23 protein-coding genes are annotated in these 20229 nt (G+C 59.0%); 12 read left to right on the forward strand and 11 right to left on the reverse strand.

What is annotated here, in order from left to right:
• Nucleotides 1-95 precede the first annotated feature (95 nt).
• The 3 genes from EAH74_RS22415 (at nt 96) to EAH74_RS22425 (ending at nt 2791) form a co-directional block, all read left to right on the forward strand.
• Entirely contained in the window at nt 96-1064 is a 969-nt protein-coding gene (locus tag EAH74_RS22415) for an ABC transporter substrate-binding protein (RefSeq protein WP_140681162.1), read from the forward strand.
• A 131-nt stretch (nt 1065-1195) separates the two neighbouring features.
• The gene (locus EAH74_RS22420) at nt 1196-2314 is read left to right on the forward strand and encodes an S-(hydroxymethyl)glutathione dehydrogenase/class III alcohol dehydrogenase (protein WP_140681163.1); all 1119 of its coding nucleotides are present in this window, start codon (nt 1196-1198) and stop codon (nt 2312-2314) included.
• A gap of 93 nt (nt 2315-2407) precedes the next feature.
• Complete coding sequence (locus EAH74_RS22425; protein ID WP_140681164.1) at nt 2408-2791, forward strand: VOC family protein; 384 nt, start codon at nt 2408-2410, stop codon at nt 2789-2791.
• A gap of 21 nt (nt 2792-2812) precedes the next feature.
• Here the strand turns inward: EAH74_RS22425 and EAH74_RS22430 are convergent, their stop codons facing one another.
• The 4 genes from EAH74_RS22430 to EAH74_RS22445 all read right to left on the reverse strand — a co-directional run bounded on the left by EAH74_RS22430 (nt 2813) and on the right by EAH74_RS22445 (nt 5252).
• Nucleotides 2813-3286 (reverse strand): GNAT family N-acetyltransferase, encoded by a 474-nt coding sequence (locus EAH74_RS22430; protein ID WP_140681165.1) that lies wholly within the window; start codon nt 3284-3286, stop codon nt 2813-2815.
• Nucleotides 3287-3375: 89 nt separating this feature from the next.
• Nucleotides 3376-3762: a DUF488 domain-containing protein gene (locus EAH74_RS22435; RefSeq protein ID WP_140681166.1), complete on the reverse strand. Its 387-nt coding sequence runs from the start codon at nt 3760-3762 to the stop codon at nt 3376-3378.
• Nucleotides 3763-3862: 100 nt separating this feature from the next.
• A complete protein-coding gene (pcsA, locus tag EAH74_RS22440) occupies nt 3863-4579 on the reverse strand; it encodes a phosphatidylcholine synthase (protein ID WP_134104210.1) in 717 nt (238 codons plus the stop codon).
• A 247-nt stretch (nt 4580-4826) separates the two neighbouring features.
• Nucleotides 4827-5252, reverse strand: a complete 426-nt coding sequence (locus EAH74_RS22445; RefSeq protein WP_140681167.1) for a GNAT family N-acetyltransferase — start codon at nt 5250-5252, stop codon at nt 4827-4829.
• Between the two features lie 166 nt (nt 5253-5418).
• On the opposite strand from EAH74_RS22445, the gene EAH74_RS22450 reads away from it, so the two are divergent.
• Nucleotides 5419-6144, forward strand: a complete 726-nt coding sequence (locus EAH74_RS22450; protein WP_140681169.1) for a tellurite resistance TerB family protein — start codon at nt 5419-5421, stop codon at nt 6142-6144.
• A gap of 52 nt (nt 6145-6196) precedes the next feature.
• Here the strand turns inward: EAH74_RS22450 and EAH74_RS22455 are convergent, their stop codons facing one another.
• On the reverse strand, nt 6197-6649 hold the full coding sequence (locus EAH74_RS22455; protein WP_140681170.1) for a cupin domain-containing protein: 453 nt from the start codon (nt 6647-6649) through the stop codon (nt 6197-6199).
• 193 nt (nt 6650-6842) lie between these two features.
• Between EAH74_RS22455 and EAH74_RS22460 the strand changes: the two genes are divergently transcribed.
• Genes EAH74_RS22460 through ligD form a run of 3 tightly spaced genes read left to right on the forward strand, consistent with a single transcriptional unit; the run spans nt 6843 to nt 11822 of the window.
• Nucleotides 6843-8228, forward strand: a complete 1386-nt coding sequence (locus EAH74_RS22460; RefSeq protein ID WP_140681171.1) for an iron-containing redox enzyme family protein — start codon at nt 6843-6845, stop codon at nt 8226-8228.
• Nucleotides 8229-8238: 10 nt separating this feature from the next.
• Nucleotides 8239-9234: a methyltransferase gene (locus EAH74_RS22465; RefSeq protein WP_140681172.1), complete on the forward strand. Its 996-nt coding sequence runs from the start codon at nt 8239-8241 to the stop codon at nt 9232-9234.
• Nucleotides 9231-11822, forward strand: a complete 2592-nt coding sequence (gene ligD / locus EAH74_RS22470; RefSeq protein WP_140681173.1) for a DNA ligase D — start codon at nt 9231-9233, stop codon at nt 11820-11822. The genes EAH74_RS22465 and ligD overlap by 4 nt, the downstream gene beginning before the upstream one ends.
• Here ligD and EAH74_RS22475 read toward each other — a convergent pair whose 3' ends face one another.
• The 6 genes from EAH74_RS22475 to EAH74_RS22500 form a co-directional block, all read right to left on the reverse strand.
• Complete coding sequence (locus EAH74_RS22475; RefSeq protein ID WP_140681174.1) at nt 11823-12512, reverse strand: DUF3313 domain-containing protein; 690 nt, start codon at nt 12510-12512, stop codon at nt 11823-11825.
• 48 nt (nt 12513-12560) lie between these two features.
• Entirely contained in the window at nt 12561-13829 is a 1269-nt protein-coding gene (locus EAH74_RS22480) for an OmpP1/FadL family transporter (RefSeq protein ID WP_140681175.1), read from the reverse strand.
• Nucleotides 13830-13898: 69 nt separating this feature from the next.
• Nucleotides 13899-15515 (reverse strand): arylsulfatase, encoded by a 1617-nt coding sequence (locus EAH74_RS22485; protein WP_140681177.1) that lies wholly within the window; start codon nt 15513-15515, stop codon nt 13899-13901.
• A gap of 290 nt (nt 15516-15805) precedes the next feature.
• On the reverse strand, nt 15806-16087 hold the full coding sequence (locus tag EAH74_RS22490; RefSeq protein WP_140681178.1) for a DUF3303 domain-containing protein: 282 nt from the start codon (nt 16085-16087) through the stop codon (nt 15806-15808).
• A gap of 208 nt (nt 16088-16295) precedes the next feature.
• The gene (locus EAH74_RS22495; protein WP_240050542.1) at nt 16296-16853 is read right to left on the reverse strand and encodes an HD domain-containing protein; all 558 of its coding nucleotides are present in this window, start codon (nt 16851-16853) and stop codon (nt 16296-16298) included.
• Nucleotides 16846-17247 (reverse strand): hypothetical protein, encoded by a 402-nt coding sequence (locus tag EAH74_RS22500; RefSeq protein ID WP_140681179.1) that lies wholly within the window; start codon nt 17245-17247, stop codon nt 16846-16848. The genes EAH74_RS22495 and EAH74_RS22500 overlap by 8 nt, the downstream gene beginning before the upstream one ends.
• Nucleotides 17248-17364: 117 nt before the next feature.
• Here EAH74_RS22500 and EAH74_RS22505 point away from each other — a divergent pair, with 117 nt between their 5' ends.
• The 5 genes from EAH74_RS22505 (at nt 17365) to EAH74_RS22525 (ending at nt 20197) form a co-directional block, all read left to right on the forward strand.
• Entirely contained in the window at nt 17365-18135 is a 771-nt protein-coding gene (locus EAH74_RS22505; RefSeq protein WP_140681180.1) for a DUF2092 domain-containing protein, read from the forward strand.
• Nucleotide 18136: 1 nt separating this feature from the next.
• Entirely contained in the window at nt 18137-18802 is a 666-nt protein-coding gene (locus tag EAH74_RS22510; protein ID WP_140681181.1) for a hypothetical protein, read from the forward strand.
• A gap of 44 nt (nt 18803-18846) precedes the next feature.
• Complete coding sequence (locus tag EAH74_RS22515) at nt 18847-19239, forward strand: GFA family protein (RefSeq protein WP_140681182.1); 393 nt, start codon at nt 18847-18849, stop codon at nt 19237-19239.
• Between the two features lie 33 nt (nt 19240-19272).
• Nucleotides 19273-19731 carry a metallophosphoesterase family protein gene (locus tag EAH74_RS22520; protein WP_123369203.1) on the forward strand — a complete coding sequence of 153 codons (459 nt, stop codon included), beginning with the start codon at nt 19273-19275 and terminating at the stop codon, nt 19729-19731.
• A gap of 85 nt (nt 19732-19816) precedes the next feature.
• On the forward strand, nt 19817-20197 hold the full coding sequence (locus EAH74_RS22525; RefSeq protein WP_140681184.1) for a RidA family protein: 381 nt from the start codon (nt 19817-19819) through the stop codon (nt 20195-20197).
• Nucleotides 20198-20229: the final 32 nt, after the last annotated feature.

The raw sequence follows: 20229 nt of genomic DNA on the forward strand, positions 1-20229 counted from the left end.
GGCACCTGTCCACGTTAGATCTGATGGCACTCGCTTGCCTCTTTTGTAGCAAGCAAGAGCTCCTTGCCCCCAATAATGTTTCGGAGCGTCTGATCATGAAATACAAGAAGAACTTGCTGGCCTCGTTACTTACCCTTGGCTTACTCGTCGGTAGCGCTTCAAGTCAGGCTTCAGGGTGGTGTGAGTCAGGCAAATCGGTGAAATTTGCCGGTCTGAATTGGGAGAGCGGGATGCTCCTCACCGACATCATGATGATCGTTCTCAAGGAGGGCTACGGTTGTGCAACTGACCAGTTGGTGGGGAATACCATCATTCTTGAGACCGCCTTGGCCAGCAACGATATTCAGGTATTTGGCGAAGAGTGGATGGAGCGTAGCGAAGTCTGGAAGAAGGCAGCGGCAGCCGGAAAGGTCGTCGGGGTCGGCGCTCCGATCATTGGTGCGACTCAGGGCTGGTATGTGCCGCGTTATGTCGTGGAGGGAGACGCCAAACGCAACAGGCCAGCACAAGCACCCGGCCTCAAGACCGTTGCCGACCTGAGCAAATACCCGGGCATTTTTAAAGATTCGGAGGAACCGTCCAAAGGCCGTTTCTACAACTGTCCCGCTGGTTGGATTTGTGAGCAGGACAATACCGAGATGCTGAAAGAGTACGGTCTTGAAAATACCTTCACGAATTTCCGTCCAGGCACCGGTGCGGCATTGGATGCAGCAGTCCTGTCCAGCTATAAACGCGGTGAGCCGGTACTGTTTTACTACTGGTCACCGACACCGCTGATGGGCCAGATTGACGCGATAAGGCTCGAAGAAAAGACCGGAGCCAACAAAGACGTCATTACCATGGTCGGACTCTCCAAGGCTTTTCATGAGCAGGCTCCTGAACTGGTCGCGGTTCTGGAGAAGGTCAACATTCCCATCGGTCTATTGAATCAGAACCTGGCGAGGATGACCCGGGAGCGCATCGAATCTCCGAAGCTGGCCAGGATTTTTCTCAAGGAACACCCGGAAGTCTGGCACGCCTGGGTCGATGAAGCCGTCGCAAAAAAAATCGACGCAACGCTCTAATCGGTTCTTGGGGCAAGGAAGCCCTGACCCTTGACATGTCACTAGCGCGACCTGCGTAAACACTATCTCACTTCTGATTTTTCTTGTTTCTACAAAGAGGCGGCCCCTCTTTGCGCCCGGGAATTATGAATATGATCAAATCACGAGCTGCCGTAGCTTTTGCAGCCAATCAACCCCTGCAAATTGTCGAAGTCGATGTGGCTGCACCACAAGCCGGGGAGGTGCTGGTACGCATCATCGCAACCGGTGTCTGCCATACCGATGCGTTTACCCTGTCCGGCGCTGATCCTGAAGGCCTCTTTCCGGTCATTCTCGGTCACGAAGGCGGCGGTATCGTCGAGGCAATCGGCGAGGGTGTCACTTCAGTGGTGGTGGGCGATCACGTGATCCCGCTTTACACCCCGGAATGCGGAGAGTGCAAATTCTGCACGTCCGGCAAGACCAACCTCTGCCAGAAAATTCGCGCGACTCAAGGCAAAGGCCTGATGCCGGACGGCACCAGCCGCTTTTCCTACAAGGGCCAACCCATCTTTCACTACATGGGCACTTCGACGTTCTCCGAGTACACGGTACTGCCAGAAATCTCGCTGGCCAAAATCCCGAAGGAAGCTCCGCTAGAGAAGGTTTGCCTGCTCGGTTGCGGTGTAACGACCGGTATTGGCGCGGTGCTCAACACGGCCAAGGTAGAGGGGGGCGCCAGCGTGGCCATCTTCGGGCTTGGAGGTATCGGCCTGGCAGCCATTATCGGCGCCACCATGGCCAAGGCGGGTCGAATAATCGCGATCGATATCAACCCGGCCAAGTTCGACATCGCCAGGCAACTGGGCGCCACCGACTTCATCAATCCGAAGGATTACGACAAGCCGATCCAGGACGTGATAGTCGAGATGACCGAGGGGGGTGTGGATTACTCTTTCGAATGCATCGGCAACGTCAACCTGATGCGTGCGGCCCTCGAGTGCTGCCATAAGGGCTGGGGCGAGTCGGTCATTATCGGGGTCGCCGGCGCCGGCCAGGAAATCAGTACCCGACCGTTCCAGCTGGTGACCGGCCGTGTTTGGCGCGGTTCGGCCTTTGGCGGTGTGAAAGGTCGCAGCGAACTGCCCAGCTATGTCGAGAAAGCTCAACAGGGTGAGATTCCGCTGGATACCTTCATCACTCACACCATGGGTCTGGATGACATCAACAAGGCCTTCGACCTGATGCACGAAGGCAAGAGCATTCGCACCGTTATCCATTTCGATCGCTGACTCAACCGGCTTGGCGATGGCCGCCGGGGCGAGTCTCGCCCTGACGAAACTGCAATACCCACCCACTGCGTTTCTACCAAAGAGAACATTAAGATGACCATCTTCACTCACGTCACCGTCGGTACCAACAATCTGCAAAAAGCCCGCAGCTTTTACGACAATGTGCTCGGAGCGCTAGGCCAGAAGCGTATCGCTGACCTGGATGACAATGGCTCGATCTGGGGGCAGAACGCCCCGTCCTTCTTCGTGCTGAAACCGGCCAACGGCGCCCCGGCCAGTGTGGGTAACGGCGTCACCGTCAGCTTTGAAGCACCGGATCGAGCCGCCATTGACGCGTTCCACGCCGCCGCTCTGGCCAACGGCGGCACTGACGAAGGTGCGCCGGGGCCACGAGGCTGGGCCCCTAATGCCTATGCCGCTTACGCCCGCGACCTCGACGGTAACAAGCTGGCCGCGTACTGTTTCAAGCCAGCCTAAGCTTCAGGAGCGACGCTGGCGTTAGTTTGAGTCGTCGACAACGGGCGTCGGACGCCGCTCCATAATGATCGTGCGCTCGGCACCGTGAAATTCGTCGCGGACCTTTCGATAGCCCAGCTTGAAGTAAAAGGCTTCTGCGGTGATGGAGGAGGGGACGCGCAGTACTTCGATTCTTGCGTCTTGGGCGACAGATTGAAGGGTTGCCATCAACTGCCTGCCGAATCCGACACCCTGATGGCTGGGCTCGACGAATACGCTGCGCACAACGTCTTGATCAAGGCTGGCCGTGGCGACTACACGATTATCGATGGTCGCGACAAAGACCTGGCGTTGGTTCAACAAAGTGCGGATGGCCTCGGCAGAAAAACTCTTCTCTACCTGCGTGATGACTTCGGGAGGGTAATCTAGGGCATTGGACTGGCGCAGCGACTGAATGATGACCTGGCTGATGGCTGCCGCATCCTTAGGCGTTGCGAGTCGAATCCGGTTATTCATTTCAAGACCTTAATCCTTGTGTCTTATATCTATCTCAAATCCTTTAGCCCGATCTTGAGGGTCAATGTCGGAGTAGCCTGCGCCAGCGTCTATGTGATCTGCGCACCGCGAGCCTCTAACAACGCCCGCAATACCGACCGATGGCAATGCGCTTCATCTTCGCAATAACAGCCAATGGCCAGTGACGTTTGATGGGACAACGCCGCCAACAAATCGAGCAATTGGCTGGGCGCCGGATGGTTCATTTCGGTCTTGAACTTGCGCTTGAAGACTTCCCACGCCTTGGCATCTTCCGCCGCTTTGGCTTCTGCGACCAGTTCTGCACTGGGAGACAGCAGCGGCTGCCACACGTCATAAAAATCCCGACTGGCAAACTCGGCTTTCGGCACGCCACGCGGCGGGCGACGCACCGTGCCCAGGCGCAGGCCTTCATTGGCTGCGCGCGGCGAACCGAGGCGCACGATATGGATGGGCATGGTCGAGATGTTCCCCCTCAAACCTGGCAACCACAGAGCCGGCGGGATATGGCCGATTTCTGCAGTTGTTGGAGAAATCGGCCACGTTCTGGGTCCTTTATTACCGCGAGTTTTCGAACCACTCCAGCGCCGTGCGCCAGATGCAGATCCCCAGGAAGTAAGCCGACATCAGCAGCCAAAGCCCCATCACCAGTGGGTTGATCACCGGATGGTTGACCACCAGCGACAAGCTGCACAGCAGCCAGATGGCCGTTACCGCGATGTTGATCGGCATGAATTTGCGCACGCGGAACGGGTGGAGGAATTTCATCCGGGTCACGGTCAACAGCGCCAGGCCGATGATGGTGAGAAAGGTGATCCACGGTGACGGGGCGATAATGTACAGGCACAGGGCTACCACGTTCCAGGCGGCGGGGAAGCCCTGGAAGTAGTTGTCCTTGCTCTTCATGTTGACGTTGCAGAAGCAAAACAGTGACGAGACCAGAATCAGCGACACGGACAGCAGCAGCGTGTAGTCCGGCAAGGGGATGTAACGATAAATGAACAGCGCGGGGATAAATACGTACGTCAAGTAGTCGATGACCAGATCGAGGATCGAGCCATCGAAACTTGGCAGTACCGACTGGACATTGACCTTGCGTGCCAACGCGCCATCCAGCCCATCGACGATCAGGGCGACGCCCAGCCACAGCAGGCAGTTTGTGGCCTGGTTTTCCAGCAGGGCGAGGGTCGCGAGGAAGGCAGTGACCACGCCGGTGGCGGTAAAACCATGGGCGCCCCATGCTTTGAGCCTGGCGATGTGTAGGGTCGATATCACGGGGGCGTTCTCCAGAAAGTGAAGCAAGCCTGTTATCACCCCTTCAATGGGGGGTGTCGGCAAACCAAGTCAGGTTGCATGTATCGACCGGGTATCCGGGGATAAGGTTCACCATCTGTAAATCTTAGCTGGGCCGCAAAAAAATACCCCGGATAAATCCGGGGTATTAAATGAAACATCGGCGCAGGGCGATACGTTTTACTCAAGCGCAGTGATCGGCGGATTGATCGGCTGCAGACAGGCTCATTCACAGTGCCTTGCTCATGAACACTCGACTCGTGCCTGGCGGGTCGCAAGGCACTTCGCCGAAGCGCTGCCAGCCGTGTTTTTCATAGAACTGCGGGGCCTGGAAACTGAGGGTATAGAGCACCGCCGAGCGGCAACCGCGACGACGGCCTTCGTCCTCGTACGCTTTTAGCAGTCGAGACCCAAGCCCGGAGCCGCGCAGGGACTCGGGCAAGTAGAACAGATCAAGAAACAGCAGACCGAGCGACGTACGCCCGGTAATACCGCCCAGCACCTGACGGGTATCCGGATCGCGGACCGTGACCGCCAGCGACTGGCGGTCGTTGATACCGGTCATCTGATCATTGAAGGCACTCAGCCCGGCGCTGAGTACGTGCTCGACTTCAGGTTCGATGACGTCGCTGACGACAATCAGATGGCGGTCCATGTGTTCGTTGATCCTGTGGAGGTTAGCGAGGGTGGAACACTCGCAGCCGAGGGTCATCGGGGTCAAGTGCGATAAGGGTTTCACGTCAGCCAAACGGTGGTGGCGCATTTGCCGGCGAGGACTATCGTTGCCTGACTGGATCACTCCAACCGATGAGGACATCGTCATGAACACCAGCGATCTGCTCGAACAACTTCTGCGGGCCGGCCAGGGCTCAATGTCGCAACAGGGTGGCGGAGGCTCGTCGGCCCAAGGTGGTCTCGGCGGTCTCGGTGGATTGCTCGGCGGCCTGTTGGGCGGTGGTGCCGGGTCAAGTGCCGGGGGCGGTGGCCTGGGTGGTTTGCTCGGTGGTCTGCTGGGCGGTGGCTCAACCATGGGCGGTTCGACCCAGACCCGCTCGGGAGGCGGCACCAACTACGCGGCGCTGGCTTCGCTCGGGATGATGGCATTCCAGGCCTATCAAGCCTGGCAACGCAGCCAGGCCTCGGCGCCGCAACAGGCACCGCGTACCGTCGATCTGTTGTCTGGCCCGGAAGTCGAGGACCACAGCCACGCGATCCTTCGTGCATTGATTGCGGCGGCGAAGGCCGACGGACGGATTGATGACGCCGAGAAGCAGATGATCAGCACCGAAATCGGCCGTCACACGGATGACCCAGAGCTCCAGCAATGGCTGGATGACGAAGTTGCACGGCCACTGGACGCCGCCGATGTGGCGCAGTCGGCCACGGATTCCGGCATGGCGGCGGAGATGTACCTGGCCAGTGTGATGCTGGTCGACGATCAGCAGGACGCCGAGCGTAGCTATCTGGATGAGCTGGCTGCGGCGCTGAGTATCGATCCGCAGCTGCAAGTGCATCTGGAGCAACAGGCCAAAGGTGGTGTGGCCTGATGATCGTTCCCAGTTCACTCTGCGTGGGTACGATCAGCGAGGGTGCTGGCCTCTACCGGGTTTCAGGGGTTTTCGGCACCAGAAACGTAACGCCGAAGCTCTCGGCGATTGCCAGTATCCGCGGCAAATCCTGCGGCACTTTGAGCTGATCCACCGCGGCAAAGAACTGACCACCGCGCGGATCAGACACCACGCCGATCATCTTCGCCGTCGCGCTGACGTTCTTGTAAGCATGAATAGTCCCACCGGGAATATGCACATAACCCCCGGGGAAAACGGTGGTGGCCTTGCCCGCAACCGTCACTTCCACCTGCCCGTCAATCACGTAGAACGCTTCATCCCACGGGTGAAAGTGCAGGGGTGGCCCGCCGCCTTGCACGCCTTCCTGGATATGCACTTCAAAAGGTTTGCTCAGATCCCCGCCCGCGAGAATGGTGATGGTCTCACCCACGACGTTGACCGGGTCGGGTTTTTTTTCGGGCTCGATGACATGAACCGTTCGCATGATTGCTCTCCGAAGGATGAGTCCACACCCGTTGAGTATATTCACTCGAACCTACGCAAGAGCCTCGCCACAAGCCCGTCTGTCCGGGCAATTTCAATGCCGATTGAATTATTTTCCGGGCGTGTCGCTCTGCTGATGTAGAGACGTGCTGATTCAGCGTCCTGCCACTGGCCTCAGACCGAGAGACGACCCCATGACTGCCCTGACACGACTTGAATCCCAGCCGGCCCACGAACGCGCGATCCTGACCGCCGGCAGCCTGAAACCTATCTACGAACAGTTATTGCTGAGCGACGATATCGAACACCAGCGCGCACTCGGCCAAACCTTCCTCGAGGCTCAACTTGCGCAAGCAAGGGACCTGCCGGAAGACATGCCACGAGACCTGTCGGCGCTGCCAACCTTTGTCGAACAGCACTGCGCCGACGTGGCATGCCAATACGCCGATTACCTGCAACAGCGCAAGGACGGCGGGCCGCGGCAGTTCTTCACCAACAAGGCGCACGCATTGTTTTTCCTGCAAGCCGTTGCCCCGACCAAACTGGTGGACGGCGCGTGGCTATATGGCCTGCTGCGGCACTGGCATGACCCTCGTTTTGAAGGGCTGATTTGCACCTACCTGGAAGAGCTGGGCGACGGCAACCCGGCGCAAAATCATGTGGTGATTTACCGCAAGTTGCTGGCCGAACATGGCTTACTGGACAACGCGTTCATCCCGGACGAGCGTTACTTGCAAGGCACGGTGCAATTGGCGCTGGGTTATTGCAGCAACGATTTTTTGCCGGAAGTGATTGGCTACAACCTCGGTTATGAACAACTGCCGCTGCATTTGCTGATCAGCGCCTATGAACTCAGCGAGCTGGGCATCGATCCGTATTACTTCACCTTGCACGTGACCATCGACAATGCCAGCACCGGCCACGCGCAAAAGGCCGTGCAGTCGGTGCTGCAATTGCTGCCGGTGGAAGCCGACCGCGAAGACTTTCTGCGCAGGGTTGCGTTGGGTTATCGGCTCAACGATCTGGGGCAGGGCAGTCGCGCGATCATCGAGTCGTTCGACCTGCACGGCGAGTTGCTGAGCATGCTTGAGCGCAAGCGCCCGTTTGGTCAGCACATGCATTCTGACTATTGCCGGTTTGAAGGCAAGACCGTCAATCAATGGCTGTCGTCGCCGGAGCAGTTGCCACGCTTCCTCATCGCCATGGAAAACAAGGGCTGGATCAAGCGTCACCAGGACCCGCAAGCCAGCCGTTTCTGGCAATTGGTCGAGGGCGACGGCGCGGCCATGTTCGGGGTGTTCAGCCCCTACGAAAAACAACTGCTGCACGACTGGATTGCCGGGGACTGGCGACCTGAGCGAGCGCCGGCCGCGGTTCGACGCGGTAGCAGTGCCGCGACCGAACCACCAGTGCCCGTCAATGACCCGGATGTCCAAAGCCTGCACGCTACACTTAAAGGGCTTGCCGCCGACGAGCAAATGCAGGTCTTGATTCCATGGATGTCTGCCCATCGGCACGCCCACCCCGCTGGCCTGATGGCCACGCGACGGTTCATCGAACTCAAATCCGGTTTTCGATAGGGAGCCCTTCATGAATCAGGAAGAACACCTTAGCGCCCCCGATCTGGCCTTACTGCAACTGGGGCGCCGCTTGCAGGCCGACGGTTATCGTTTCATCACGCCAACGCCGCTGACCCATCAGCGGGTCAATGATCGCTCCTTTGGGCAAAGCGCCCGGACCCTGCGCGAGGTCTTCGGCTGGTCGCGGCCGTTTGAGCCGGGTCTGTTGTCGGTGGATGAGCAGCGGCAGTTGCAACAGGCCGGCGTCCTCGAGGAATGCAATGGTCGACTGAAAAGTCATGTGCGCTGGTCAAGCCTCGATGACCTGTTGTTCGTGCATTCGGGTTACCCCACTGATGCCGCTGACGCGGTGTTCTTCGGTCCGGACACCTACCGTTTTGCTCAGCTGATTCACACCCATCTGCAACAGAGCTTCGCGCCAATCAGGCGCGCCGTGGACATTGGTTGCGGCGCCGGCGTCGGAGCGATTGTGATTGCCCGCGCGCGCCGTGAAGCCGAGGTTCTGGCCGTGGACATCAACCCGTTGGCATTACGCATGACGGCGGTCAACGTCGCGCTCGCCGAGGTGGCCAACGTCAGCATCGAGGCCAGCGACGTGCTGCAGGACGTCGACGGCCACTTCGACCTGATCGTCGCCAATCCGCCCTACATGGCCGACCCGGCCGAGCGTGCTTACCGGCATGGCGGCGGCGCGCTTGGCGCGCAATTGTCGTTGCGCATTGTCGAGCAAGCCTTGTATCGGTTGGCCCCCGGTGGGTCGCTGGTGCTGTACACCGGCGTGGCGATGATCGATGGCCTCGACCCGTTTCTGGATGCGGTGACTCCGTATCTGGAATCGCCGATGTTCGGCTGGACTTACCGCGAACTCGACCCTGATGTGTTCGGTGAAGAACTGTTGACCCCTGGCTATCAGCGGGTGGAACGAATTGCCGTCGTCGCCTTGATCGTCACGCGGATCGGCCCGGGCATCGGGGGCACCGTTACGTCGTCAGCCGGTGCGCCATGAGCAGGAGCCTGGACGATTACAATCGCATGCGCGATTTCTCGGCGACCTCTGAACCGGCCGCCGGTAAACGTTCGGGCAAAAAAACCGCGAAAGACCATGCCTTGCAGTTCTGCATCCAGAAGCACGACGCTTCGCGCCTGCATTACGACTTTCGCCTGGAGCTCGATGGCGCACTGAAAAGCTGGGCAGTGCCCAAAGGCCCGTCACTGGACCCCAAGGTCAAGCGCCTGGCGGTCCACGTCGAAGACCATCCGATTGATTACGCAACGTTCGAGGGCAGCATTCCCGAAGGGCATTACGGTGCCGGCGACGTGATTGTCTGGGACCGTGGAGTGTGGATTCCTCAGGACGATCCGGCCGAGGCGTATGCCAAGGGCAAGCTTAAATTCGAGTTAAAAGGCGAGAAGCTCGGCGGTCTGTGGAACCTGGTGCGTACGCACATGCCAGGCAAGCAGGAGCAATGGTTTCTGATCAAGCATCAGGACGGCGCGGCCAAACCCGAAAGCGATTACGACGTGGTCGTCGCCGAGCCCGACAGCGTGCTCAGTGACCGGACCATTGTTGCCAAAAAGCCGAAGACCGCTGCCAAACCCAAACCCGTCAAAAAACCCGCCGCCCCGGCGCGAAAGGAGAAGTCGACGCCATTGACGGGCGCCCGCAAAGCCAAATTGCCGGAGCTGCTCAAACCGGAACTGGCGACGCTGGTCGAAAAGGTCCCGGGCGGCGAGTGGAGCTATGAGATCAAGTTCGATGGCTATCGGATCATGGCCCGCATCGACCACGACGAAGTCAAACTGTTCACCCGCAACGGCCACGACTGGACCCACAAACTGCCCAGGCAAGCCGAGGCGTTGGCGGCGCTAGGCCTCGAATCGGCCTGGCTCGATGGGGAAATGGTGGTCGCCGACGAGCAGGGTGTGCCGGACTTCCAGGCCTTGCAAAACGCCTTCGACTCGGGCCGCAGCGGCAACATCGTCTACTACCTGTTCGACATGCCTTACCTCAACGGCGTGGACCTGCGCGAGGTGCCGGTCGAGGAGAGAAGGGTTGCGCTGTCGACCGTGCTCAACCCCAACAAAGACCCGCTGCTGCGCTTCTCCGATGCGTTTAGTGAAGAACCGGAAGCCCTGCTCAACAGCGCCTGCCAAATGCAGATGGAAGGGCTGATCGGCAAGCGTCTGGGCTCGCCTTACGTGTCGCGGCGCAGCAGCGACTGGATCAAGCTCAAGTGCAAGCATCGGCAGGAATTTGTGGTTGTCGGCTTCACCGACCCGAAAGGCTCGCGCAATGCCTTCGGTGCGCTGCTGCTGGGGTTGCATGACCGCGACAGCGGTGAGTTGCGTTACGCGGGCAAGGTCGGCACCGGGTTCAACGAGATGACGCTCAAGCGCGTCTACGAGCAACTGAAACCGCTGCAAAGCAAAAAGATTTCGGTGGTCAACCCGCCGAGCGGTTTTGACGCCAAGGGTGTGCACTGGCTCAAGCCGACGCTGCTGGCTGAGGTTGCTTTTGCCGAAATGACCAAAGAAGGTTCAGTCCGTCATGCGGTGTTCCATGGCTTGCGTGACGACAAACCTGCCGAAGACATTACCGAGGAGCGTCCGAAAGCCGTGAAGACTTCAGCCGCGAAAAAAACCACTGCCGAAAAACCTTCCACCCCTGCCAACAAAAAGGCCGCGCCCGCGCCCTCACAAATCGGCCTGGGCGAGGGCAAGGTCCGCATCACTCACCCGGACCGGGTGATTGACGCCAGCAGCGGCACCACCAAAGTGCAACTGGCGGAGTATTACGCCAGCGTCGCCGAATGGATTTTGCCCGAGCTCAAGAACCGGCCCGTGGCGCTGGTGCGCGCGCCGGACGGCATCGCCGGCGAACTGTTTTTCCAGAAGAACGCCGAGCACCTGGCCATTCCGGGGATCACCACCCTGGACAAGGCACTCACCGGCCAACCGGTGATGATCATCAACAACGCCGAAGCCCTGGTCGGCGCCGTGCAGATGAGCACCGTCGAGTTGCACACCTGGAACGCTACCTCGGACAACCTCGACAAACCCGACCGCTTCGTCCTCGACCTCGACCCGGACCCGGCGCTGCCCTGGAAAAGTATGGTCGAGGCGACTCAACTGACCCTCTCGGTGCTCGATGAACTGGGGCTCAAGGCGTTCCTCAAGACCAGCGGCGGCAAAGGGATTCACCTGGTGGTGCCACTGACTCGCAAGCTGGGCTGGGATGAGGTGAAAGACTTCAGCCACGCGATCGTCAGCCATATGGCCAAGTTGCTACCGGAGCGTTTTTCCGCCGTGTCGGGCCCGAAGAACCGGGTCGGGCGGATCTTCATCGATTACCTGCGCAACGGCCTCGGTGCCACGACCATCTGCGCCTACGCCGTGCGCACCCGCGAAGGGTTGCCGGTGTCGGTACCGATCTTTCGCGAGGAGGTGGGCGAGCTCAAGGGCGGCAATCAGTGGAATATCCACACTGTGCATGAACGCCTGGCCGAGGTCGGGGATGAGCCTTGGGCGGATCTTAAGAAAACCCGTCAAACCGTCACCGCCGACATGCGTCGGCGGGTTGGAATGAAGAAATAATCAATAGCCCTGGGGCTTGCTGATGAACGCCTGGAAGTCGACGCCCAGTTTATCGATCGCCGCTTTGAAATCCTTGGCGGTAACCTTCTGGCTTTCGTTCGAAAGCTGGGTGCCGAACACCTTGCGCACCACTTTGGCCACCGTCTGATTGGTTTTCGCGTCGATGAACTCGGCTTCGATGAACAGGTTGGTGTCCTGGTCGCGGTGACCGGTCGCTGCCTGTGTCGCCCCGACCACAGCCGCGATCGGTACCACTTCATACCACTTCATGCCTTCGTTGGAGGTACTCACGCCGGTGATTGCTGCGCGCATGATCAGGGTTTTTGAGCCTTTGGGCGCCGAGCCAGCGCTGGAGACCACGCGGTATTTCTGCCCCAGCGTACTTTTGGCTTTGCTGGTCATGTAGTTCTGAATGTCGCTGAGCGTCTGCTGGTTAACCTGCTCAGTGGGCTTGGGCGCCGGGTAGAGCTCCAGTTTGTTGAAAACCACCGTGTCATACGCATTCGGGTTCCACGACGGGCTCACCCAGCGCATCGCTGTTCCGCCGCTGGGGGTGGTCACTTCTTGCAGGTTGTTATAGCTGGACAGGTAGCCTGAATATTGCTCCTTATCCGTCACTTTCGAAGTGCAACCGCCGAGCAGCAGGCCGGCCATTGCAGCGCCAACGAACAATTTGCGGGACAGATTCATAGTGGTGTGTGCTCCATGGATTAAGTCGTTTTTTTCGGTCGCAGGGCATCAGAAACGCCAGGTCATATTGCCGGTCACGGCTTGAATCCAGGCATTGTCGAACTGACCTGAAATTCGATTACCGGATGTTGATTTGGTCTGGTCGACCGGCATATCACCGAGCCAGACCATCGCCCAACTGACGTTGACGTCGGTGTCCTTATTCAGAGCATAGGTGGCTCCTGTCGCAATGCGCCAGGATTCGGCCATTGGCACAGTTACAGTGCGATTACTGTCCGAGACGGCGCTGCTGTCGTAAGCCACTCCGAAGTTCCACAACAATTGTGGCGTGGCCTGGTATTGCGCGCCGAGCGCCAGTTGCCAGGTGTCTTTGTAGTTGGCATCAATCGTGGTCGATCGGGCATCGAGCGCTGTGGTGTCGACCTGGACCCCGACCTCGCCGAACTCTGACCAGTCCTGCCAATTGACCGAGGCGAGCAAGGCCCACTGCCGGTCGAGTTGCTGGAACAGGCTCAGGGTGACGGTTTGTGGCACGGTTATGTCGAGTTGGGTGTTCAGTCCGTTCAATCGATCCAGCGCCGGGCCATTACCTTTGACGTCTAGCCCGTCCTCAAACTGCAGATCGACCTTGCTGGTGTAAGCCAGGCCAATGCGCGTGCCGACTTGCGGAGCGTAGATCACCCCCACATTCGCGCCAAAACCCCAATCCTTGTCTTTGTACTTGAACTGGCCGTCGCTGCGGTCGGTAAGGCCGAACGGCGAGCGGTCAATCGCGGTGTCGGATTGCAGCATGCCGTACATGGCTTTCACGCCGACGCCCACCGACCATTGCTCGTTAAAGCGATAAGCCACGCTGGGTACAAAAGATAAACCGCCGAGGCTGGCGTTCTGCGCGAAATAGCGCCCGGACCAGTCGTTGTCGTAATTCTCCGCCAACCCGAAGTCAGCATACTGGCCGAAGCCAACGCTCCAGTGGTCATCGAGTTGGTGGCTGATGAAGAAACTACCGCCGGGAATGGGGTCGAGGGCGTTGCCACTGCCGCTACCCGGGACGTTGGTGTCGTCGTCGCGATTGAACTTGAGGTTGCCGTAGAGCACTTGCAAGCCTCCGGTGATTTGCGTGCCTGGCAGGTAACTCATGCCTGCCGGGTTACTGGCGATGGTCGAGGGGCCTTGAGCACGGGCCGCGGCGCCGGCGTTGGCCAGGCCGGCGTTATCAGTGCCGATTTCGTAGAGCATGAGACCGCCGGCACACGCTGGCTGACAACACAACGCAAGCAAGGTGAAGGCGGGCAGGGCGGATGTTTTTATCTGCATTGGGTTACCTCAGCAAATGTCCTTCCCGAACGCGGGTGGCCAGCGTTGGCCACCCGTTGACTCGACTGCTTACTTGGCCATTTCCGCCCGGGCGGCTGCGATCTTGGCTTTGACGGAATCGAGGTTGAAGCTCGCGCCTTTTTGCATCGGCGGGAACTCAATCGCAGTTTCAGCCAGCTTGGCGACCTGCTGCTGGACGAACACGAACCGCCAGAACTGGAACTTGAACCAGTCGAAGTATTGCTGGGACCCTTGCGCTGACTGGTTTTCCGGCCAGCCCATACGTTCGAACGGGTCGAGACGAAGGTTGGTCAGGATCGGTACATCGACCGCCAATTTGGCGCCCATCCAGCCACCTGGTTGTTCAATGAAGCGGTACTTGTAGTCATCGATCCGTACCGCACCGAGCGAACTCTCGCCAAAGTAGAAAATTTCATGCCGGTTCGACGGACCTTTGCCGGTGATCATCGGCGTCTGGTCGTAGCCGTCCAGATGCACCTTGTACGTGGTATCGCCCAATTGTTTACCCTTGAGCAGTTCGGCAGTGATGTTCGGGTTGCCGGCTGCCGCGACCAGGGTCGGGAACCAGTCCATACCGGACATGATGCCGTTTGCCACCGTATTGACCGGTACTTTGCCCGGCCAGCGAATGATCGCCGGTACCCGGAAACCACCTTCCATCACTGTACCCTTGCCCATGGCAAACGGGGTGGTGCCGCCATCCGGCCAGGTGAAGTTTTCCGCGCCGTTGTCGGTGGTGAAAATCACGATGGTGTTGTCATCCATGCCGTCTTTTTTCAGCTTGGCCGTCAGGTCGCCGACGATATCGTCGAGCTGTGCCATGCCTGCTTCCTGTTCTGACCAGCCATTTTGCGCATTGCGCATGGCCTCATATTTGTCGGAGAGGTGCGTGACGATGTGCATGCGGGTGGGGTTGAGCCAGAGGAAGAACGGTTTATTGTCCTGCTTGGCCTTGTCTACAAATGCAAATGCCTTGTCACGAATCTCTTCGTCGATGGTTTTCATCCGTTCCGGGTACAGCGTACCGGCGTCTTCGATCTTCTGTTTGCCGACCTTGCCCCAACGTGGCATCACCGTCGTATCGTCAGTCGCCGCGGCCCAACTGTGAACCATGTTGCGCGGCCCCACGGTGGCGAGCAGTTCCTGCGGATAGTTGGGGTGCGCCGGGTCTTCCATGGCGTCCAGGTGGTAGAGGTAGCCGAAGAACTCGTCGAAACCGTGGACGGTGGGCAGGAATTCGTTGAGGTCGCCCAAGTGATTCTTGCCAAACTGGCCGGTGGAATAACCCATGGCTTTCAGTGTGGTGGCAATGGTCACGGCTTCAGCAGGAATACCAACGGGGGAGCCGGCCTGGCCAACCGTGGTCATGCCGGTGCGGATCGGCAGTTCACCGGTAATGAAATTGGCGCGCCCGGCCGTGCAACTGGCCTCGGCGTAGTAGTCGGTGAAACGCATGCCTTCAGCAGCGAGCTGGTCGAGGTTGGGTGTTCGACCGGCCATCATGCCCTGGTTGTAGACACCGATATTGGACCAGCCGATATCGTCGCCCATGATGACGACAATGTTGGGGGCTGTTTTGTCGGCAGCTTGAGTGATGGCGGGGACAACCATTGCAGCCAACAGTACTGATACAGCGAACGCCGAGGATAACGTTGTCCGGTTCATGTCGAGCTCCTGCGCACTAGTGTTAGTACTCTGAGGCGAGCCCCCAACCGCCCACGAAAAAATTGGATCCCCCGCGATGAGCGTAGGTACGTATTGTGAAATATCCAATAATTGTTTTTCGGCCTCAGCCCCCTTGTTTCATGGGCTTTACAGCTTGTCGTGGATTCGGATGATTACTGACATCTCAACCAGACGAAGTCCTCAATCCGTGCCTGGGTCGGCCATAGGGGATGTGTTGTTCGAAATGCGGGAGGACATGAGGCGGCGAGCCCAACTCGCCGCCCCAACGACTATTGCTTGCCAACAGCGGCCGCCAGCAGCGGCCCCATCTGTTCATCGGTCAGTGCCGCCTGGACCTCCATGGTCATGAGGTCGCTCCATTCCAGCACCCACTTCTGAATGGCTGCCGGATCACTGGCCTCTGCCACGCCAAAACCGGCGGCACCACCAACGGCGTGCCAGCGTCCCAGCATCTTGACGCCAGCGGGTGGAGCACCCCCGGTCTTGAGGAAACGCTCGATCGCGCTGTTACGATTTGCCGAACTGATAGACCAACTGACTATGAATAACATTTGCCACCTCCTGCTACGGATTGGCACCTGTTGCTCTTCGCGCACCTGGCGGGTGCCGGGACCACGGTCACGCTTTGAGTGTCCAGCTTCATCCTGACTGGCTTGAAACCATTGCTCCCATGAGAAGGCATAGCAGCGGGCCAGACTCTGCGTATGACCGCTGATCCTGTTTCGTTGCCTTTGTATCAGTCCGTGGATGATGCCTGTTTCACCAACGAAACATTGGCAGTGGGCGGAGCGGGGAGCGAAGGAGTTGTCGCGCAGTCAGCCTGATCAGCATCCCGTGAAACCCACGATTGGGAAACGTCGACTTCACCGTTTTGATGAAGTCCCGTGGCAGGCCGAATGTCACCGCGCCGAGGGATACATCGATGACATCGGCTCGCCGGAAGGGCTCGACGCTCAGTGCATGGGCGGCACCATAGGGCCGCACTTTGTGGTGTTCCAGGATCAGTGCCCTCACTTCGCTGTTCAGGTGCGACAGTTGCCGGTCGGCGAGATAACCCTCAGCCAGGCGAACCGACGGTTCCAGGTAGTCGAGGGTCCGGTCGGTCCAGATGCCCAGATCATGAAAGGCCGCCGCGATCTGCACGGTTTCGGACGGCAGACCGGCGATGCCGCTGATTGCGATATAGAAGTTCAACACCCGATAAATGTGATTGCGATAGCCCGGCAGATCAGCGCCGATCACCAGAGCGAATGACGTCAGTATGTCGTCCGTGACGGGGAATTCGAGGACGATGTTCATGGGGCTGATTTCACGCATCGCGCAACAGGTCGTTGGCGTTGAGCAACTCGTAGGCAATCTCCGGGCGCTTCTCCAGTGCGCGACGAATCGCGGCCGGGATCGACTGACGTGTTTTGCGGCATAGCCCCGGTTGTTCGCCGAGGTTAATACCGATACCACGCATGGTGCGTACTTCGTTGTAACTGGGGACGATGTCGACGCGGATGCCCAACTGTTCGTACATTCGCTGTTGCAGGCGTTCCAGATCACTCAGGCTCTGGAGGTTTTCCAGGCGTTCAACCAGGCGCTTTTCTTCCGAACGGGTCAAAAACAGGATGCGCACGTCCGCCCCCGGTGTTTCCAGCAGCGGGTCACGCCCGCAGTCGCAGGCGCCGGGTGGGCAGGGTTGGCGGATCGGAGGCGTGGTGGTCATGGGGTTCAATCATAGAGTGCTGCAATCGGGTTTGCCCATAGGGTTTTTGCCCTTCTGGCGAACGGGTCACGCCGGGTCTAGGCTTAAGAGTCGTGCACAGGCCCAGGAGCGGGATCAATGAAAGCCAACGCGAGTGTTTTCTGCCTGCTGTTCACCCTGGCGCTGATCCCCGGGGCTCGTGCCGACGATCCGCCAACCCCGGACGCCACCCCGACGATCAACCCGCAAGTGGTCGATAAACTCATCGATATGGGCACTTACCTACGCAGTCTGCCGACGTTTCAGGTCGACGCCGAAGTGTCCCGGGATACCGTTCTGGAGTCTGGCCAGAAGATCAAGACCGAAGCCTCGACTGTCTTGAAAGTGGTGGGTCGCGATCGGATGTATGCCAAAACGGAAGGCGATGTTCGAACGCGAGAGTTCTTCTACAACGGCAAGAAACTGACCCAGTATTCACCGTTTCTCAAGTACTACACCACCGTGGATGCACCGCCTGAAGTCTCCGATACGCTGCACTTGATAGAAAACCATTACGGGATTCAGGTGCCCATGGAGGACCTGTTTCTGTTTGGCAGCGATCAGGCACAGATCGATGCGCTGAAAGAGGCGCTGTACGTCGGCCCGTCGACGATCAAGGGGCAGTTGTGTGATCACCTGGCCTTTCGGCAGGAGGGCGTTGACTGGCAGTTGTGGATCACCCGATCCGACAAGCCACTGCCGTGCAAACTGGTGATCACCACCACCGATGAACCGGGTTTTCCGGAATACAGCGCGGTGTATCGCTGGAACCTGAAGCCGGGCATCAAGAACTCGATCTTCACCTTCGCGCCGGCTAAAGGCGACGTGGCGATTCCGTTGAAGAAAGCCAGTGATCAGGGAGGGGAATGACATGAACAGGACGATGTCGTGGAGCCTGTTGTTATCGCTCGCAACCACTTCGGTACTGACGCTGAGCCTGGTCACTTATGTGGATGCCCGACCCCAGCGCGCCCAAGGGCAAGCCAGGGCATCGGTCAATCGTGCGCCGCCGCCCAGTGCCCAAAGGGCTCAGCGCGTCAACACCGGCAATACCGCGCAACGCGCTACCAACGTCAATGCGGGCAATCGGGTCAATGCCGGCAATAGAGTCAACTCTGGGAATCGGGCGAATGCCGGTAACACAGTCAACTCTGGAAATCGGGCGAATGCCGGTAACACAGTCAACTCTGGAAATCGGGCCAATACCGGCAACACGGTCGGCAACCGAACCAACATCAACAACAGCACCCGTAACGTCAACATCGACAACAGCCGCGACGTGGACATCGACGTAGACGGCCAAGGCCGCTATGGCTACGACGATCACTACCATCCGATTGCCGCGGCGGTGGCCGTCACCGCAACGGTCGCGGTGACAGCGGCGGTGGTCGGGTCGATCTTCACGCCAGCGCAATTGCCCCCCAGTTGCGTGCAAGTCATCCAGTACAACACGGCTTACATGCAGTGCGGTTCAACCTGGTATCAACCGCAGTATCAGGGCAGCGATGTGACTTATGTCGTGGTTAATGCGCCTTGAGTCGGGGGGGCGTTCCGGCTGCTTGATTTTAGAGGAGACGCAGCATGGAACGATTCACGGGGGGTTGCCTGTGCGGCAACGTCCGAATTGAGGCGTCAGGACTCCCGTATCGGGTCGGCCTTTGTCACTGTCTCGACTGCCGCAAGCATCATGGGGCGCTTTTTCATGCTAGCGCGATATTCCCTCAGAGCGCGGTGGCGATCGAAGGCGAAACACGCGACTACGCCGGGCGGTTTTTCTGTCCCCGCTGCGGCTCGTCCGTTTTTGCACGCACCGACGACGAAATCGAAGTGAACCTGGGGTCCCTGGATGCCCCTGACCAACTGATGCCAACCTACGAAAGCTGGATCATGCGTCGTGAGTCCTGGTTGCCGCCGTTTCCGCTCACAAAACGATACGAGCGCGATCGTGATGCCACGGGTCGCTTTGAGGAATAGGTGCCAATACATGAACCGGACCTGGAGCGCTGCGTGAAAGTGGGCGTGATTTCCGATACCCATGGCTTGCTCCGCGCCGAAGCCCTTGCTGCACTGCAGGGGTGTGAGCGGATTATTCATGCGGGCGACATCGGCAATCCCGACATTCTCGATCAACTGGCGTCAATAGCCCCGCTGCACGTGGTCCGCGGGAACAATGATCTGGACGCCATTTGGGCGGAAAATCTCGCCGACTGCCTATGTTTCGACCTGAACGGATGGCAGACCTTGCTGGTACATGACAGTGCCGATGTCCCCGCCGTGCTTGATGCAGGCATCAAGCTGGTGATCACCGGCCATTCGCACAAGCCCCGCATAGAATGGCGCGGCGAACAGCTCTACCTCAATCCCGGCAGCGCGGGACGCCGGCGTTTCAAGCTGCCGGTGACGCTGGCTCTGCTTGAGGTGTTTGAGACCTCAATTGAGCCGCGCCTGGTCTCGCTACTGGAATGACTTTTCCCTGGATGGTAGTTTTTTCTGAGTTTTCCAGCCGCTATATACTCGACGGCCCCTTTACCACCCCATGCATGAGATCCCCATGGCAAACCACGACCTCACCTTTGTCCCCGACCCCGATCCGCAATCCATCTCCTCGGATGTCGCCGGTTTCGGCGGCCTACTGGTCTCCACTCAGATCCCCACCCGCGCCGACGGCAGTCTGGAATTGGGCGACATCGCCCTGCAAAGCGAGTGCGCGCTGCAGGCGCTCAAAGTTGCGCTGGAGCACGCCGGCAGTTCCATGGACCGGGTTCTGCATCTGACCATCTACCTCACCGACATGGCCGACCGCGCCGCCTTCAACGAGGTCTACCAGCGCTTCTTCGCCAAGCCCTGGCCGGTTCGGGCCGCCGTTGGCGTGGCCTCCCTGGCGGTTGAAGGCATGCGCGTGGAAGTCACCGCGATGGCGGCCAAGGGCTGAGTCCGCGGGCTTGACCGGCGGCCTCGCTCAAC

Source organism: Pseudomonas mandelii (genome assembly GCF_006438925.1).
Classification (GTDB): Bacteria; Pseudomonadota; Gammaproteobacteria; order Pseudomonadales; family Pseudomonadaceae; genus Aquipseudomonas; species Aquipseudomonas mandelii_C.

What these genes read in the sequence shown, in the direction of transcription:
- EAH74_RS22415 (WP_140681162.1), top strand. Translation starts at nt 96, where the DNA reads ATGAAATACAAGAAGAACTTGCTGGCCTCGTTACTTACCCTTGGCTTA.
- EAH74_RS22420 (WP_140681163.1), top strand. Translation starts at nt 1,196, where the DNA reads ATGATCAAATCACGAGCTGCCGTAGCTTTTGCAGCCAATCAACCCCTG.
- EAH74_RS22425 (WP_140681164.1), top strand. Translation starts at nt 2,408, where the DNA reads ATGACCATCTTCACTCACGTCACCGTCGGTACCAACAATCTGCAAAAA.
- EAH74_RS22430 (WP_140681165.1), bottom strand. Translation starts at nt 3,286, where the DNA reads ATGAATAACCGGATTCGACTCGCAACGCCTAAGGATGCGGCAGCCATC.
- EAH74_RS22435 (WP_140681166.1), bottom strand. Translation starts at nt 3,762, where the DNA reads ATGCCCATCCATATCGTGCGCCTCGGTTCGCCGCGCGCAGCCAATGAA.
- EAH74_RS22445 (WP_140681167.1), bottom strand. Translation starts at nt 5,252, where the DNA reads ATGGACCGCCATCTGATTGTCGTCAGCGACGTCATCGAACCTGAAGTC.
- EAH74_RS22450 (WP_140681169.1), top strand. Translation starts at nt 5,419, where the DNA reads ATGAACACCAGCGATCTGCTCGAACAACTTCTGCGGGCCGGCCAGGGC.
- EAH74_RS22455 (WP_140681170.1), bottom strand. Translation starts at nt 6,649, where the DNA reads ATGCGAACGGTTCATGTCATCGAGCCCGAAAAAAAACCCGACCCGGTC.
- EAH74_RS22460 (WP_140681171.1), top strand. Translation starts at nt 6,843, where the DNA reads ATGACTGCCCTGACACGACTTGAATCCCAGCCGGCCCACGAACGCGCG.
- EAH74_RS22465 (WP_140681172.1), top strand. Translation starts at nt 8,239, where the DNA reads ATGAATCAGGAAGAACACCTTAGCGCCCCCGATCTGGCCTTACTGCAA.
- ligD (WP_140681173.1), top strand. Translation starts at nt 9,231, where the DNA reads ATGAGCAGGAGCCTGGACGATTACAATCGCATGCGCGATTTCTCGGCG.
- EAH74_RS22475 (WP_140681174.1), bottom strand. Translation starts at nt 12,512, where the DNA reads ATGAATCTGTCCCGCAAATTGTTCGTTGGCGCTGCAATGGCCGGCCTG.
- EAH74_RS22480 (WP_140681175.1), bottom strand. Translation starts at nt 13,829, where the DNA reads ATGCAGATAAAAACATCCGCCCTGCCCGCCTTCACCTTGCTTGCGTTG.
- EAH74_RS22485 (WP_140681177.1), bottom strand. Translation starts at nt 15,515, where the DNA reads ATGAACCGGACAACGTTATCCTCGGCGTTCGCTGTATCAGTACTGTTG.
- EAH74_RS22490 (WP_140681178.1), bottom strand. Translation starts at nt 16,087, where the DNA reads ATGTTATTCATAGTCAGTTGGTCTATCAGTTCGGCAAATCGTAACAGC.
- EAH74_RS22495 (WP_240050542.1), bottom strand. Translation starts at nt 16,853, where the DNA reads ATGCGTGAAATCAGCCCCATGAACATCGTCCTCGAATTCCCCGTCACG.
- EAH74_RS22500 (WP_140681179.1), bottom strand. Translation starts at nt 17,247, where the DNA reads ATGACCACCACGCCTCCGATCCGCCAACCCTGCCCACCCGGCGCCTGC.
- EAH74_RS22505 (WP_140681180.1), top strand. Translation starts at nt 17,365, where the DNA reads ATGAAAGCCAACGCGAGTGTTTTCTGCCTGCTGTTCACCCTGGCGCTG.
- EAH74_RS22510 (WP_140681181.1), top strand. Translation starts at nt 18,137, where the DNA reads ATGAACAGGACGATGTCGTGGAGCCTGTTGTTATCGCTCGCAACCACT.
- EAH74_RS22515 (WP_140681182.1), top strand. Translation starts at nt 18,847, where the DNA reads ATGGAACGATTCACGGGGGGTTGCCTGTGCGGCAACGTCCGAATTGAG.
- EAH74_RS22525 (WP_140681184.1), top strand. Translation starts at nt 19,817, where the DNA reads ATGGCAAACCACGACCTCACCTTTGTCCCCGACCCCGATCCGCAATCC.